General features: G+C 69.1%; 16 protein-coding genes. 11 read left to right on the top strand and 5 right to left on the bottom strand.

Going from position 1 to position 14,943, the window contains the following annotated elements:
* Positions 1 to 25: 25 nt before the first annotated feature.
* Both ACEN9Q_RS06345 and ACEN9Q_RS06350 read left to right on the top strand, forming a co-directional pair.
* Positions 26 to 205, top strand: coding sequence for a hypothetical protein (locus ACEN9Q_RS06345; RefSeq protein ID WP_056450288.1), 180 nt, complete (start codon positions 26 to 28; stop codon positions 203 to 205).
* Positions 206 to 225: 20 nt separating this feature from the next.
* Complete coding sequence (locus ACEN9Q_RS06350) at positions 226 to 408, top strand: hypothetical protein (RefSeq protein WP_495627727.1); 183 nt, start codon at positions 226 to 228, stop codon at positions 406 to 408.
* 127 nt (positions 409 to 535) lie between these two features.
* Here the strand turns inward: ACEN9Q_RS06350 and ACEN9Q_RS06355 are convergent, their stop codons facing one another.
* Positions 536 to 742, bottom strand: a complete 207-nt coding sequence (locus ACEN9Q_RS06355; protein WP_056450292.1) for a hypothetical protein — start codon at positions 740 to 742, stop codon at positions 536 to 538.
* 197 nt (positions 743 to 939) lie between these two features.
* On the opposite strand from ACEN9Q_RS06355, the gene ACEN9Q_RS06360 reads away from it, so the two are divergent.
* Positions 940 to 1,077: a hypothetical protein gene (locus ACEN9Q_RS06360; RefSeq protein WP_200958414.1), complete on the top strand. Its 138-nt coding sequence runs from the start codon at positions 940 to 942 to the stop codon at positions 1,075 to 1,077.
* Positions 1,078 to 1,146: 69 nt separating this feature from the next.
* Positions 1,147 to 1,509: a hypothetical protein gene (locus ACEN9Q_RS06365; RefSeq protein WP_056450293.1), complete on the top strand. Its 363-nt coding sequence runs from the start codon at positions 1,147 to 1,149 to the stop codon at positions 1,507 to 1,509.
* A 106-nt stretch (positions 1,510 to 1,615) separates the two neighbouring features.
* Here ACEN9Q_RS06365 and ACEN9Q_RS06370 read toward each other — a convergent pair whose 3' ends face one another.
* The 3 genes from ACEN9Q_RS06370 to ACEN9Q_RS06380 form a co-directional block, all read right to left on the bottom strand.
* Positions 1,616 to 1,819, bottom strand: a complete 204-nt coding sequence (locus ACEN9Q_RS06370; protein ID WP_229412892.1) for a hypothetical protein — start codon at positions 1,817 to 1,819, stop codon at positions 1,616 to 1,618.
* A 132-nt stretch (positions 1,820 to 1,951) separates the two neighbouring features.
* A complete protein-coding gene (locus tag ACEN9Q_RS06375) occupies positions 1,952 to 4,792 on the bottom strand; it encodes a bifunctional diguanylate cyclase/phosphodiesterase (RefSeq protein WP_495627728.1) in 2,841 nt (946 codons plus the stop codon).
* 96 nt (positions 4,793 to 4,888) lie between these two features.
* Positions 4,889 to 5,689 carry a fused MFS/spermidine synthase gene (locus tag ACEN9Q_RS06380; protein WP_495627729.1) on the bottom strand — a complete coding sequence of 267 codons (801 nt, stop codon included), beginning with the start codon at positions 5,687 to 5,689 and terminating at the stop codon, positions 4,889 to 4,891.
* A 109-nt stretch (positions 5,690 to 5,798) separates the two neighbouring features.
* Here ACEN9Q_RS06380 and ACEN9Q_RS06385 point away from each other — a divergent pair, with 109 nt between their 5' ends.
* The 7 genes from ACEN9Q_RS06385 (at position 5,799) to ACEN9Q_RS06415 (ending at position 14,532) form a co-directional block, all read left to right on the top strand.
* Positions 5,799 to 6,074: a hypothetical protein gene (locus ACEN9Q_RS06385; protein ID WP_322404613.1), complete on the top strand. Its 276-nt coding sequence runs from the start codon at positions 5,799 to 5,801 to the stop codon at positions 6,072 to 6,074.
* A 7-nt stretch (positions 6,075 to 6,081) separates the two neighbouring features.
* Positions 6,082 to 7,251, top strand: a complete 1,170-nt coding sequence (locus ACEN9Q_RS06390) for a GGDEF domain-containing protein (protein WP_495627730.1) — start codon at positions 6,082 to 6,084, stop codon at positions 7,249 to 7,251.
* A 151-nt stretch (positions 7,252 to 7,402) separates the two neighbouring features.
* On the top strand, positions 7,403 to 8,335 hold the full coding sequence (locus ACEN9Q_RS06395; protein WP_056450304.1) for a Ppx/GppA phosphatase family protein: 933 nt from the start codon (positions 7,403 to 7,405) through the stop codon (positions 8,333 to 8,335).
* An 80-nt stretch (positions 8,336 to 8,415) separates the two neighbouring features.
* Positions 8,416 to 9,222 (top strand): substrate-binding periplasmic protein, encoded by an 807-nt coding sequence (locus tag ACEN9Q_RS06400; RefSeq protein WP_495627731.1) that lies wholly within the window; start codon positions 8,416 to 8,418, stop codon positions 9,220 to 9,222.
* 40 nt (positions 9,223 to 9,262) lie between these two features.
* Positions 9,263 to 12,778, top strand: a complete 3,516-nt coding sequence (locus ACEN9Q_RS06405) for a response regulator (RefSeq protein WP_495627732.1) — start codon at positions 9,263 to 9,265, stop codon at positions 12,776 to 12,778.
* Entirely contained in the window at positions 12,778 to 13,911 is a 1,134-nt protein-coding gene (locus tag ACEN9Q_RS06410; protein ID WP_495627733.1) for a response regulator, read from the top strand. The genes ACEN9Q_RS06405 and ACEN9Q_RS06410 overlap by 1 nt, the downstream gene beginning before the upstream one ends.
* Positions 13,912 to 13,983: 72 nt before the next feature.
* Positions 13,984 to 14,532 carry a hypothetical protein gene (locus ACEN9Q_RS06415; protein WP_495627734.1) on the top strand — a complete coding sequence of 183 codons (549 nt, stop codon included), beginning with the start codon at positions 13,984 to 13,986 and terminating at the stop codon, positions 14,530 to 14,532.
* A 29-nt stretch (positions 14,533 to 14,561) separates the two neighbouring features.
* Here the strand turns inward: ACEN9Q_RS06415 and ACEN9Q_RS06420 are convergent, their stop codons facing one another.
* On the bottom strand, positions 14,562 to 14,873 hold the full coding sequence (locus ACEN9Q_RS06420) for a hypothetical protein (RefSeq protein WP_056450309.1): 312 nt from the start codon (positions 14,871 to 14,873) through the stop codon (positions 14,562 to 14,564).
* Positions 14,874 to 14,943: the final 70 nt, after the last annotated feature.

Consider the following 14,943-nt stretch of genomic DNA (forward strand, 5'->3'; position numbering starts at 1 on the left):
AACGCCTATCAATCGGAGGATCATCATGAGCCAATCGAAATCCAGCGGCAGCCAGAACAAGCAGTCGGGCAACCTGTCCGAGGCGGACGTGCAGAAGCGCCAGGCCGGCGTCAAGGACAAGAGCAGCCACGACAACAAGTCGACCGTGAAGGCGGGGACGGGCAAGGGCGCGGGCGGCGGCGCGAAGCAGAAGGAAGGCCGCTGAGCCTGCGCCGGAGAAGACCGATGAGTTTGCCGGAACAGGACGAGGGCCTGCGCCAGCGCGCCCACTCGACGCCCGATCCCACGACGCCGGACCCGGAGCTGCCGCCGCCGCAGCCGAGCCCCGATCCGGACGACGTGCCGGCCCCGGCGCGCGCGCCGGTGAAGGAACCCGACGCGCCGGTGGCGCCCGTCAAGGCGCAATGACCGATGCCGCGCCGTGGTCGTGGCGCGGGCAGGTCCGGATGCGGTGAATGAGGTGTGAACTGCGGATGGACGAAGTGCGGATGGGGTGGACCGTCGGGTCGCCCCATCCGTTGTCACGTGGTGCGGGTCAGCGCTTGCCCGGCTCGCCGTCGCGCGTGGCCTGCTGGCCGGCGTCCTGCTGGTCGCCCTGCTTGTGGCCGCGCGGCGGGATTTCGCGGATCATGGCGTCCGTTTCGTGCTGGGCCGGCGAGCGTTCGCCGCTGCCGATGTCCGCTTCGTGCAGGTTGGCGGGGGCGTTGGCGCCGGGGTCCGGCTTCGGTACGTTGGTTCTCATGGCGTGCTCCGTTGCGTTGTCGTGTTGGCGCGATACTAACAGTCCATGTCGGCGCCCGGCGCGCAATAGGATCGTCGCGGGACGCCTGTTTGTTGCTAAGTGGACACAAATGACGCTTGCGTACGCTGGCGCACATATTTCGTCAGGGAATTTTTTATAATGAACCCCGTGGCCAATGACATTCGGAGGAGAGAAGTATGAGCACCACCTTGTACAACAAGATTCCGCTGGGCCGCAGCCCGTTGCTGGGCTCGCATCGGATGCACGCGGCGGTGGCGCTGGGCGTGCTGGCGGGGGCCGGCCTCGTGTGGGCCGCCGTGCGGGCCCTGCGCTGATCGCGGCGCGGGTTGCCGGGACGGCCCGCCGCCGTTACCATGGCGGGCTTGTTTCCTTGGAAAGTGGTAATGAAGAATCTGAAACTGACGGGCGACGAATACGACGCCCTCGAATTCATCCGGCGCGGCGCCAGGAGCGACCGCGTCAATGCCTGTGTCGGGCGCAACGCCAAGCGCCTGTCGGGCCTGAAACTGGTCCAGTATGCGAAGAGCGGCAACCTGGCGCTGACGGCGCAGGGGACCGAACTGCTGTTCCTGCGCCGCTGCGTGCAGGCCCTGCGCGCGCTCGAGGCGGACCCGGCGGCGCCTGTCGACGAGGACGTCGTGCAGTTCCTGAGCCGCAAATCGCATATCGCCGCGCGGGCGGAAGGCGGTTTCGAATTGACGGCACGGGGCCGTGAATCGTTGGCGGACATCGCCGCGCAAGAGTAATGAAAGCCGCAGGGTGGGCACCCCGTGCCCGCCGAATGCGCGCATCCCGGTAACGCATGGCGGGCAAGGGTTGCCACCCTGTGCCCATCATTCAGGCGTCTCGGGTTCAGTTCGTCCGGCGTCGGTTCGGATACACCAGGGCGCGCACGGCGATCTCGGCCGGCACACCCATGGCCGCCAGGAATTCGGCGGCCCGCTGCAGGCCCAGCGTGGGGACCGATGCCACGGCCTGGTTGACGAGGTCGCGCGTGCGCATGTCGGTGCGCGGCCTGCGTTCCGCCAGCGTTGCGGCGGCGGAGTCGATATTCATTTCAGTCATCATCGTCATACTCGGTAAGTAGTATTGCTAAAGAGTCACCGGGTATTGTAGAAGAACGATGTACGTTAGGCTATAAGTAATTGCACCAATTATTGCAGTTGGGGCAAATAGTTAAAGCAGATTCTAGATTCCGCATGCGGCGGCCGTCTGCGGCTCGTCTTCCGGGGCCGCCAGGCCGCGCCGCTGGCGCAGCAATTGCTCGAATTCATGGGCCGGCAGCGGCTTCGAGAAATAATAGCCCTGCATTTCGTCGCAGCCCTGGTGGCGCAGGTAATCGAGCTGTTCCGCCGTCTCCACGCCCTCGGCGATCACGGACAGGCGCAGGTTGTGCGCCAGCGCGATGATCGAGGCGACGATGGCCGCGTCGTTGGCGTCGTGCGTGATGTCGTTGACGAACGAGCGGTCGATCTTGAGCACGTCGATGGGGAAGCGCGACAGGTAGGAGAAGCTGGAATAGCCCGTGCCGAAGTCGTCGATCGACAGGTTGACGCCCAGCGACTTCATGCGGTGCAACAATTCCACGGCCGGGGTGACGTCGCTCATGAACAGGCTCTCGGTCAGTTCCAGTTCCAGGCAGGACGGCTCCAGGCCCGTGTCGTTGAGGACGGCTTCGATGCCCGGCACGAGGTCGGCGGCGCTGAACTGGCGCGCCGACAGGTTCACGGCCACGCGCAGCTTGCCGAGCCCCGCATCCTGCCAGGCCTTGTTCTGGGCGCACGCGGTGCGCATGACCCAGGCGCCGATCGGCACGATCAGGCCGGTGTCCTCGGCCACGCCGACGAAGCGCGACGGCGGCACCATGCCCAGCTCCGGGTGCTTCCAGCGGATCAGCGCTTCCATGCCGACGATGCGGCCCGTCTGCAGGTCGACCTGCGGCTGGTAGTGCAGCACGAACTCGTTGCGTTCGAGGGCGTTGCGCAGCGCGCTTTCGATGCGCACGCGCTCCAGCGATTCCTCGTTCATGGCCGGCGTATAGAACTGGAAATTGTTGCGGCCCAGCTTCTTGGCGCGGTACATGGCGATGTCCGCGTGCTCGATCAGGTTCTCGGCCGGCGTGCCGTCGCTCGGGAAGGCGGCCACGCCGATGCTGCAGGTGACGAAGAATTCCTTGGGGCCCAGCATGACGGGCTGCGCCACGGAATCCATCACGCGCTGCACGATGTCGGGCGTGAGCGGCTGGTCCGAGTGCTCGGACAGGATCACGACGAATTCATCGCCGGACAGGCGCGCCACCGTGTCGGTGTCGCGCAGCGACGAGCGCAGGCGCGCCGCGACCGTCATCAGGAGGACGTCGCCGGCCTTGTGGCCCATGCTGTCGTTGACGAACTTGAAGCGGTCCAGGTCGATCAGCATCACCCACACCGGATGGCCGCTGCGGGTCGCGTAGGCGACGGCCTGGCTCAGGCGGTCCTGCAGCAGCGAACGGTTGGGCAGGCCCGTCAGCACGTCGTGCTGGGCCACGTGGTGCACGCGCTGCTCGGTGACCTTGCGCGCGGTGATGTCGCTGCCCGTGCCGCGGTAGCCGGTGAAGCCGCCCGTCTCGTCGAAGACCGGCTGGCCGTTGATGCAGAACCAGCGTTCCTCGCCGTTGTCGTCGACGACGCGGTATTCGAGGTTGCGGAACGGCTCGTGCGCTTCCAGCGTGGCGACGTGGTCGCGGCCCAGTTTCGTGTCCGCCAGCGCGGGCACGTAGTCCCAGCGCCGGCGGCCGAGCACGCGCTCGGTGCCGATGCCGGATTTTTCCGTGAAGTCGCCGGTGACGTGCGTGAAGCGGAACTGCTCGTCCTGTTCCCAGTACCAGTCGGACGACATGGCGACCAGCTGGCGGAAGCGCTGCTCGCTCTCCTGCAGGGCTTTTTCCGTGCGCTTGCGCGCGAGGACGTCGTCGATCAGGCGCTGGTTGGTGAGCTTCAGGTCGGCCGTGCGTTCGCGCACCAGTTCCTGGACCTTGCGCGTGCGCTGGCCGGCGGCCTGCACGAAGGCGGTCAGGAGCAGCGTCGACAGCGCGCCGCCGGCCAGCAGCAGGGTCGAGCCGAGATGGTCGGCCAGCCACGCGGAGGGCGCGGCGATGGCTTCCACCGTCCACGACTGGCCGCCGACCGTGAAGGTGTTCACGGCGCGGCCCGTGTAGCCGGCCGACAGCAGCGCGACAGGCGGCGTCGACGGCGCCGCGTCGCGGGTGGCGTAGACGAGGTGGGCCGGATCGGCGCGGCCGCCGCCGTAGAACCTGAGCTGGATGCCGTGGTCGTCCAGCAGGCCGGCCCGTGCCAGCGCGGCGTTGACGAGCGTCGGGATCGAGATCACGGCGGCCGTGTCGCCCAGCAGGCGGCCGCCCTGGGCATACACGGGCATCAGCACTTCGAAGCTGGGCGCGCCGGGCGCCTGCGCGATCTGCAGCAGGCCGGTGAGGGCGGCGCGGCCGCTCGCCTGCGCGCGCGCGAGGGTGTCCATCACTTGCCGGTTCTGGCTGACGTCGAGGCCGAGGGCCGCTTCGTTGCCCTGCATCGGTTCGAGGTAATCGACGACGTGGTAGCGCGAACGCTCCGGCGCCCGCGTCCGCGCCGCGCCGTGCATCTCGCGCAGCACGAGGTCCGGCTGGAACTGGCGCAGGTCCGCTTCGAACGCGGCCCGCTCGCCGGCCTGCACGACGCGGTGGAAGTTGAAGGCGCGGATGTACGGGTTACGCTGGAGCAGCGGCGTCGTGAAATCGTGGAATTGCGCGCGCGTGACCGGCTGGACCGTCGTGAACAGCTGGTTGGTGACGTTCAGGACTTCGACGGCTTCGTCCATGCCCTGGCGCAGCGCGGCGACGCGCACGCCCGTGCCCTGTTCGAAAGCCAGCGCCTTGTTGTCGTATTCGAGGCGGCTGACGGCGACCGTCAGCACTGCGGTTGCGATCAGGCCGCCCCCCAGGGTGAGGCCTGCTGCGAGCGTGAGCGAAAACGGCAGTCGGCGACGCGACATCCAGTGATCCCTATGCATGTAAGATGGGTGCTTGCCTGAAGGCATGAATTGAGGGGCTAGTTTGTCACAGAAACTCTAGTTTCCGCAAACAAATTGTCACAGACGGATGCGTACCGGCCGAAGATGTGGCGGGGCCAAAACAGATCGCGATGCGATCCGGGCAAGGATGAATCTTATGGCTAGCCGGTTCAATAATCCGGGGCCCAGGCCGCGCCGGCGCGCATACCGGGCAACGCGCCGCGCGACCGCGGCGTCCGGGGCGTGCACGGCGTACACGATGCGGTTATTGCCCGCGACCTTGTCGAACCAGCAGGTGTGGCCGTCGAATACGGTGTCCAGCGCATCCATCACGTCGGGGTAGCGCGGGTCGTACGTGAACACATTGGCCACCAGCACGCCGCCGGGCCGCAACGCACGCCGGCAGTCGGTGTAGAAGGGCGCGTCGGCCAGGCACGGCGGCAGTCCGCGCGCGTCGAAGCCGTCCGCGAGCAGCACGTCGGCCGTGGCGGGATGCGCGGCCAGCCAGTCGGCCGCGTCGGCGTGGACGACCGTGAAGCGGTCGCTGTCGGGCGGCACGTGGAAGGCGTCGCGCAGGGCGATCACGTCGGCGCGCAATTCGATGACGGTGATGCGCGCGCCGGGGAAGTGGCGGTGGCAGAACTTGGCCAGCGATCCGCCGCCCAGACCGACCATCACGATATGGCGCGGCCGCGGCCGGAACAGCACGAAGCCCATCATCGCGCGCTGGTAGGCCAGCGCGAGGGCGTCGGGGCGCGCCAGCAGCATCTCGCTCTGGATGTCGCCGGGGGCGAATTCCAGCGTGCGCCGGCCGCGGCGCGTACGTACGAGCGGCGGGGCGGGCGGGAACGGATGGGACGGGTTGTCGCGGTGCTGCATCGTGCCGAGTATACGTGAAATCGATATCGGCCCCGCCTCTCCACGGCGTAACTTGTTGCGCACGATGGGTTTCTGATAAGCTGGCCGTTGCAGCCCAAGCGGAGACCTCATGTTCCTGGACCACCCGACCATTACCGCCACCAACAGCCAGACCGAGCCGGACCGCATCGAGCGCCTGGACCGCGTCTACGGCTACGCGATGGCGTTGGCGGACATGGACGGCAACCCGGCTTTCGTCGAAAAACTGACCCAGATCCACGACCACAAGGGCACCCTGATCGTGTTCTGGCACGAGCCGCCCACCGAGGCCGAACGCGACTACTGGGCGCGCGCCTGGGCCAGCCGCGTCGGCGACGGCACGACCGCGGTCGTGCACGAATTCTGAGGTGCCGATGGATTCCACCACGATGGTACTGGCGCTGGCACTCGGCAATCTCACGCTGTGCGCGACCCTGTTTTTCTTCGAGCAATCCAGCCACAAGCGGCCCACGCTGCCGACCTGGGGCTGGTCGCGCCTGTACCAGGCCGGCGGCTGGCTGCTGCTGGCGATCGGCGCCACCGGCGTCATGCCGGAAGGGCTCGCGCTGCCCATCGGCTACGCGCTCGTGTTCGCCGGCGTCGCCTGGGAATCGGGCGCGGCGTGGGAGCGCGCCGGCCGGTTGCGCTGGCGCCGGGTCAGCGCGCCCGTGCTGGCGCTGGCCGTCCTCGCCTTCCTGCTGTGCTGGCTGATCGACCCGATCGGCCTGCGCGCCGTGGCCGCGTCGCTGATCCTGGCGGCCGGCTACCTGTCCGTGGCCGCGGCGCTGGCGCGCGGCTGGGTGCAAGCGTCGATGCTGCAACGCTTCCTCGCGCTGGCCACGGGCCTGCTGGCCATCGTCGTCGGCGCGCGCGGCGCCCTCGTACTGCTGGCGCCGGCGGGCTGGGGCTGGATGACGAACGATATGTTGCGCCAGTTCCACTCGGGCGCGCTGTACCTGCTGGCGCTGCTGGGCGGCTTCGGCTGGCTGCTGCTGGGCCGCGAGCGCGAACAGGCCGAGCTGGCGCGGCTGGAAGTGGTCGATCCGCTCACGGACGTGCCCAACCGGCGCGGCTTCTTCCGCCTGCTGTCGCCGTGGATGGCGCTGGCGCGCCGTCCGGGCCAGCCGACGGCCCTCGTCGTGTTCGACCTCGACCAGTTCAAGCGCATCAACGACAGCTACGGCCACCCGGCCGGCGACGTCGTCCTGGCCCACCTGGCCGCGATCTGCAAGCGCCACCTGCGCGACAGCGACCAGCTGGGCCGCCTGGTGGGCGTCGAATTCGCGATCCTGCTGCCGCGCACCAGCCTCGACGACGCCACGATGGTCGCCGAGCGCATGCGCGCCGCGATCGCAGGCGAGCGCGTCAAGACCGAACGCGCGATGATTTCCCTGACGGCCAGCTTCGGCGTCACGACGATCCGCCCGGACGACAGTACCGTCACCCTGCTGGCCCGCGCCGACGAGGCGTTGCGTGTGGCCAAGAAGGCGGGGCGCGACCGGGTCGAAGTGGCGGCGTCCGCGTTGGCGCCGGTCGAGGAATGAACACCGCCGGGCCAGTGCGCGCACACACGGACGTGTCCGCCATGGCGCCGTCGTCCCGCATGCCTTATGATGATACGATCAACGATGCTCCTGTCATCGATCCGTCATCCAGCCCCGCTATCGTGGCGCCGTTTTCGACTTCGGAGTCTGCATGAGCACCACATCTCCCATTCACGCCGCACTCGTCCTTGGCTCCGACAGCTTCCGCCTGCTCGTCGGCGCCGTCGAGGACGGCACCCTGCGTCCCCTCGACAGTTTTCACGCGCCCCTGCGCCTGGCCGCCGCGCTGGACGCGCAGGGCTGCCTGAGTCCCGAGGCGATGCACGCCGCGTTCGATTGCCTGCGCGCGATCCGCGCGCGGCTGAACGACCATGCGCTGGCCGCCGTGCGCGTCGTCGCCACGTCGACCTTGCGCATGGCCCGCAACAGCCACCTGTTCCTGCCGGCCGCGCAGCAACTGCTCGGGCATCCCGTCCAGGTGCTGTCCGGCGAGGAAGAGGCGGTCCTGACCTATCTCGGCGTGGCCGACGGCGCGGCCGCCGACGGCGATGCCGCGCGCACGCTGGTGCTGGGCATCGGCGGCGGCTCGACCCAGCTGGCGCTCGGCAGCGGACGGCGCGTGCAGAAGGTCGCGTCGCTGGGCCTGGGCACGTCGCGCCTGGCGCTGACGTTCTTCGGCGGCGGGCGCATCGACGCGGTGTCGTTCGCGGCCGCGATCGCATCCACCCGCGCGAAGCTGGGCGACGAGGCGCCCGCGTTCGGACCGGGGCGGCGCGACCGCGCGTGCGGCGCATCCGGCACGATCCACACGCTGGCCCGGCTGCTCGTCGACAACGGACTGGCCGGCCCCATCACGCGCGGCCGGCTGGAAACGCTCGCCGCGCGCGCGCTCGACCAGGGCGGCGGCGGGGCGCCGCTGGCGGGTCTCGGCCACTTGCGCCTGCGTGACGTGACGGCGGCGCTGGCGATCCTGCTGGGCCTCATGGAAGAGCTGGAGATCGAGGAACTGGACGTGCCCAAGACGGGGCTGCGGGCCGGCGTGCTGGCCGAATTGCGCCACGGCCGCGCGGCGCTGGCGGCGTGACGGACGGCATGCCGGTGTCCGGCAAGGTCTGGCATACTGTTGTCTGTTTTTAATCATTGTTGCCGCCGCCCTTGCTTCCCATGCCGCGTTTTGTTCGCTACGGATTGATCGCCTGCTGTGTCGCCGCCGGCGCGCCGTCGTTCGCGGCGGGGCCGACCGTACCGCTGTGCTTCGAACGCCAGGAGGTGCTGCCGTGGCGCACCCTGGACGGCGGCGGCCTGAACTTCGAACTGCTGGGCGAGGTGGCGCGGCGCCTCGGCATCGCGTTCGATTACCAGAGCATGCCGTGGAAGCGCTGCCTCGCGCAGGTCAAGGCGAACCAGGTCAGCGGCGCGTTCGCCGTCAGCTTCAGCCGCGAGCGCGAGGCGCTGGGCGTGTATCCCGGCACGCACGGGCAGGCGGGCGGCGGCGCCGGCCAGGCCGATCCGGACAAGCGCATGCACGTCGACCGCTACGTGCTCGTGCGGCGCAAGGGCGGCCGCGTCGACTGGGACGGCCGGCACTTCGCCAACGTCGACGGCCGCATCGGATTCCAGCTCGGCTACTCCGTCGGCGACTTCCTGCGCGCCCAGAACGTGCCGGTGGACGAGGGCAGCCAGCAGGCCGACGAACTGTTGCAGAAGCTGCTCGCCGGCCGCCTCGTGGCGGCGGCCCTCGGCGGCGGCGACGCCGTGCGCCTGATGCACACGCCGTACGCGCAAGACATCGAAGTGCTGCCCGTGCCGCTGGTCGAAAAGCCGTACTACCTGATCCTGTCGCACACGTTCGTCGCGCAGCATCCGGGCCTGGCCGCGCGCATCTGGAACACGATCGAACAGGTGCGCACGAGCCCCGCCTACCGCCGCCGCGAGCGCGAGCTGGCCGGCCAGCAGGGAGCCGCCCATTAATCCCGCGCCGACCGCCGGCACCGGGCGTCCGCGCGCGCGCTTGCGCGACCTCGTGCGCGGCCTGGCCGACAGCTGGCGCCAGAACATCGTGTTCCGGCTCGGCGCCGGCATCGTGCTGGCGGTCGTGCTGTCCACCGGCGTCTATACGACCTACGTGATGCATACACTGCAGATCGAGGCCGACCAGCACCTGCACGAGCGCGTGGACCGCCAGGCATCGGTGCTGTCGCATGCGCTGGCGCGGCCGCTGTTCGACATCAACAGCGCGGCCGTGGCGTCCGTCGTCGATTCGCTGGGCGCCACGCCGGAAGTGACGATGCTGCGCGTGCTGGCGCCGAACGGCACGGTGCTGGCCGCGCTGGGCGCCGGCGACGACGAGATCGGGGCCATCCACGTCGGCCGCAAGATCGCCTACCACGACGGCAACCGCGACTACCAGGTCGGCAGCATCGAGCTGGCGTTCTCGCGGCGCCAGGTCGACGACGACCTGCGCCAGCAGATCATGCACACGGTGATGGCCAATTTCGTGCTCACGCTGGCCATCGTCGGCTGCGTGCTGCTGATCGGCCGGCGCATGACGCAGCCGTTCGCCGACATCCAGGAAGCGCTGGAAAAGCTGGCGCGCGGCGAGACCGACATCCACCTGTCCGGCATCGGCCGGCGCGACCAGATCGGCCGCCTGTCGTCCGCCGTGCGCAGCTTCCGCGACACGTTGACCCGGCTGCGGCGCGCCGAGCAGGTGACCAATGGCCTGCTGCGCGAAAAGAGCATCATCGAGCAGCAGCTGCGCGACCTGAACGAAGACCTCGAGCAAAAGATCGCCGTGCGCACGCGCGAGCTCGTCGACTCCATGCGCGTGGCCCAGGGCAGCCAGGCCAAGCTGCAGGCCATCGTCGACACGGCGCTGGACGCCGTCGTGCGCATGGACCGCCAGGGCCGCATCGTCGGCTGGAACGCGCAGGCCGAAAAGATCTTCGGCTGGAAGGGCGAGGAAGTGCTCGGGCGCGACCTCGACGAATGCATCGTCCCCGAACGCCACCGCGCCGCCCACCGCAACGGCCTCGCGCGCTATGAACGCAGCGGCGTGGGCGGGGTGCTGGACAGCCGCATCGAGACGTATGCGCTGCGCCGCGACGGCGGCGAATTCCCGATCGAGCTGGCCATCACGCGCGTGCAGCTGGCCACCAGCGACGACCATGAGTTCTGCTCGTTCATCCGCGACATCTCGGAGCGGCGCGAGCGCGAGCAGTCGCTCGTCGCCGCCAACGTGCGGGCGGAAGCGGCGAACGTCGCCAAGTCCGAGTTCCTGGCCAATATGAGCCACGAGATCCGCACGCCGATGAGCGCGATCATCGGCATGGCCTATCTGGCGCTGCGCACGGAACTCTCGCCCAAGCAGCAGGATTACGTCGGCAAGATCCACCGCGCCGCGCTGTCGCTGCTGGGGATCATCAACGACATCCTCGACTTTTCCAAGATCGAGGCGGGCAAGCTGGACGTCGAGCACATCCCGTTCTGCCTGGACGACGTGCTCGCGAACGTGGCCAGCGTGACGAGCCAGAAGGCGGCCGACAAGCACCTCGAATACCTGTTCCACGTGCCGCACGCGATCCCGCGCATGCTCGTGGGCGACCCGCTGCGCCTGGGGCAGGTCCTCATCAACCTCGTCAACAATGCCGTCAAGTTCACGCCGGCGGGCGAGCTGGAATTGTCGTGCATGCGGCTCGACGATCCGGCCGACCGGTTCCGCAGCGATTACGCGACCCTGCGCTTCGCCGTGCGCGACACGGGCATCGGCATGAACGAGCAGCAGCAGGGCAAGCTGTTCCGCGCGTTCAGCCAGGCCAATGGCAGCACGACGCGCGAATACGGCGGCACGGGCCTGGGCCTGTCGATCTCGCAGCAGCTGGTGGGCCTGATGGGCGGCCGCATCGTCGTCGACAGCAGCCCCGGAAAAGGCTCGACGTTCCACTTCGACCTCGAGTTCCCGCTGTCCGGCGAACCGGAACGCGTGGCCGTCGCGCCGCCGGAGCTGGACGGCGCGCGCCTGCTGCTCGTCGACGACAGCGAGGTCGCGCGCGAGATCATGAGCGAAGCCCTACAGGCGCTGCCGCTGCGCGTCGACCTGGCCGCCAGCGGCGCCGAGGCGGAAAGCGCCTTGCTCGCGGCCGACGCGGCCGGCGACCCGTACAGCGTCGTGCTGACCGACTGGCAGATGCCGGGCATGAACGGCATCGAGCTGGCGCGCCGCATCGCCGGCAATCCGGCGCTGCGCCAGCCGCCGTCGACCGTGCTCGTGACGGCGTTCGGCCGCGAGGAAGTGCAGAAAGAGGCGGAGGCGGCGGGCATCCGCGGCTTCCTGTGCAAGCCGATCGGACAGTCGGCGCTCGTCGACACGCTCGTCGCCCTGTTCGCGCCGCCGCGCGCGCCGCATGCCCACAGCCGCAGGAGCGGCAAATTCGGCCCGCCCGCCGATCGCGCGGCGCGCGTGCTGCTCGTCGAGGACAACCAGGTCAACCAGCAGATCGCGCTCGAACTGCTGCAGGGGCAGGGCTTCGTCGTGGACGTCGCCGCCAACGGCATCGAGGCGCTCACCATGCTGCGCGAAGGTGGCCCGCAGGCCTGCGACCTCGTGCTGATGGACCTGGAGATGCCGCAGCTGGACGGCCACGCGGCCACCGTCGAACTGCGCAAGGATGCGCGCTTCGATGCGTTGCCGATCGTGGCCATGACGGCGCATGCGCTGGCCGAGATCCGCGAACGCTGCCTGCGCGAAGGGATGCAGGACTACATCACCAAGCCCGTCGAGCCGGAGAAGCTGTACGCCACCCTGGCGCGCTGGATCGGCCAGGCCGTGCCGCCGCCGCTGCCGGCCGGGGACGCCGTCGCGCCGGACGGCCCAACGCTGCCGGGGCTGTCGAACGCGTCCGGCATCGACTCCGCGTACGGCCTGCGCCACGTGGCCGGCAACGTCGCGCTGTACGTGCAGCTGCTGGACCGCTTCCGCGCCGCCCAGCGCGACGCCGGCGCCGAGATCCGCGCCGACTACGAGGCGGGCCGGTTGCGCCAGGCGGCCGCGCGTGCGCACCTGTTGCGCGGCGTGGCCGGCAACATCGGCGCGCGCGAGCTGCAGACGCTGGCGCAGGCGGTGGAAGAGGGCCTGGCGTTGTCGTCGCCCGACCGCGCCCGCGCGGCGTCCGGCGTGCGTGCACTGGAAACCGCCGTGGAAGCGACGATGGAATCGCTCGACCGCTACTTCGCCCACGCGGCCGTGCCGCCCGAGCCCGCGGCGCCTGAGGCGTCCGCGGCGGACGGCGCCGCCGGCGGCGGCGCCGATGCGCTCGACGCCGCCGCCCAGCTCGACCAGCTGCTGGCCGAATACTCGGGCGACGCCATCGATTACTTCGAGACGGTGCGCGCCCTGCTCGCGGGCGTCCTCGACGGCGAGCGGATGGCACGCCTGGCGCAGCACCTGTCCCGTTACGAATTCGAAGAGGCGCGCCGGCTGCTGCCGCAGGCGGCCGCCGCAACCCGCCCCGATACCGCGGAAACCTGATGAATATTGCAGCCACCGGACACCCCGGCAACAACGATAAGCCGACCATCCTGATCGTCGACGACACGCCCGACAACATCATGCTGCTGTCGCGCCTCCTCAAGGACAGGTACAACACGAAGGTCGCCAACAACGGCACCCTGGCGCTGCAGATCGCCCAGTCCACGCCGGGCCTGGACCTGATCCTGCTCGACGTCATGATGCCCGGCCTGGACGGTTACGAAACGTGCCGCCAGCTGAAAGCCAATCCCGTCACGGCCGGCATCCCGGTCATCTTCCTGACGGCGAAGAACCAGGTCGAGGACGAGGCGATGGGCCTGTCGCTGGGCGCCGTCGACTACATCGCCAAGCCGGTCAGTCCGCCGATCCTGTTTGCCCGCGTGGCCACCCAGTTGACGCTGCTCGATGCGCGCCGCCAGCTGCAGGCGCACAACGAGAACCTGGAAAAGCTCGTGCAGGACCGCACCGCGCAGCTCGCGCTGATGCAGGAGGCGATCATCATGGCGATGGGGACGCTGGCCGAGACGCGCGACAACACGGCGGTGGCGAAGGGCGACAATCACATCCGCCGCACGCAGAACTATGTGCGCGCGCTGGCGCAGCACCTGCAGCGCCATCCGCGCTTCGCGGCCGAACTCACTGACGAGAACATCGAACTGCTGTACCGCTCGGCGCCGCTGCACGACATCGGCAAGGTCGGCATCCCGGACCGCATCCTGCTCAAGCCCGGCCTGCTCGACCGCGAGGAATTCGAGGTCATGAAGCTGCACGCCGTGTACGGCCGCGACACCATCATGCTCGTCGAGAAGCACGTCGGCGGCACCAACGGCTTTTTGATGTTCGCGCGCGAGATCGCCCATTCGCACCAGGAAAAGTGGGACGGCTCCGGCTACCCCGACCGCCTGGCCGGCGAGCAGATCCCGCTGTCGGCGCGCCTGATGGCCGTGGCCGACGTGTACGACGCGCTGATCTCGCGCCGCGCGTACAAGCCCGCGTTCACGCACCGGCAGGCGCTGGACGTGATGCGCAAGGGCCGCGGCACGCATTTCGATCCGGACGTGCTCGACGCGTTCTTCGAGATCGAGGACCGGTTCGCCGCCATCGCCGCCGAATTCCGCGATGCCGACGCGTAATCCTGGCCGCGCCCTTCCGCGCACGGGCCGAATGATATATATTGTTTGGCTTGTTTGAGGAAGGAGGTCCCGATGGCGAGGACGACGACGGCCAGGACGGCCGCGAAGACCGCGGTGAAGCCCGCCGTGAAGGCTGCAGTAAAAACCGCCGTGAAGCCGGCCGCGAAGAAGGCCGCAGTCGCGAAAACGGCCGCCGCGAAGACGGGGCCGGCAAAGACGCCCGTGAAAACGGCCGCGGCGAAAACGAAGACGAAGGCGGCGCCGGCGAAGACGACGCGCGCGAAGGCAGCCGATCCGGCCACGGTGGCCAGGCAGGCCGCACGCGCCATCGCCGTGCCCGCGCCCGCGAACGGCGCGCGCACGAAGCGTGCACCCGCGGCGGCAGCGGCGACGTCGGCCGCGCGCCCGCGCCTCGTGCGCGACAGCTTCACGATGCCCGAGCAGGAATACGCCGTGCTCGGCGCCGTCAAGCAGGCCTGCCTCAAGGCCGGCCTCGACGTCAAGAAGAGCGAACTGCTGCGCATCGGCGTGGCGCTGCTCGGCCAGCTCGACATGGCGGCCGTGCGCGCCGTGCTCGCCAGCCTGCCGCAGCTCAAGACCGGACGCCCGCCGGGCGAGTGACCCGCCCGTGGCGGGGCGCCGCGCGGCGCTCAGTGATGGGTCGGCGGCGGCGTCTCGGTGCGGGCTTCGGCCGTCAATTCCTTCAGCTCGCGGATCGGGATATTCGACTTCTCGTGCATCCGCAGCAGGATCGTCGCCCCGACGTTCAGCTTGCGGTGCCGGATCTTGCTGATGATGGGCGGCTGGACCTCCAGGACGCGGCACAGTTCCGCGTCGTTCTTCAGCTGCATTCGTTGGATCAAGGTGTCGAGTAATTTGTTCGGAACAAAACTCGACGGCTCCATGGCCCGGGCGCGATGCATCGCCTCGAGCAACTCTTGTTTTTTCTGCCGTACGCTCATGAACTCCTCCGCATGGGAAATTGTTCAAGACAGATCGACTGTTTTGGAGAGTTGCGGTTCCGCTCGGCTC

Source organism: Massilia sp. Masssp93 (assembly GCF_059491295.1).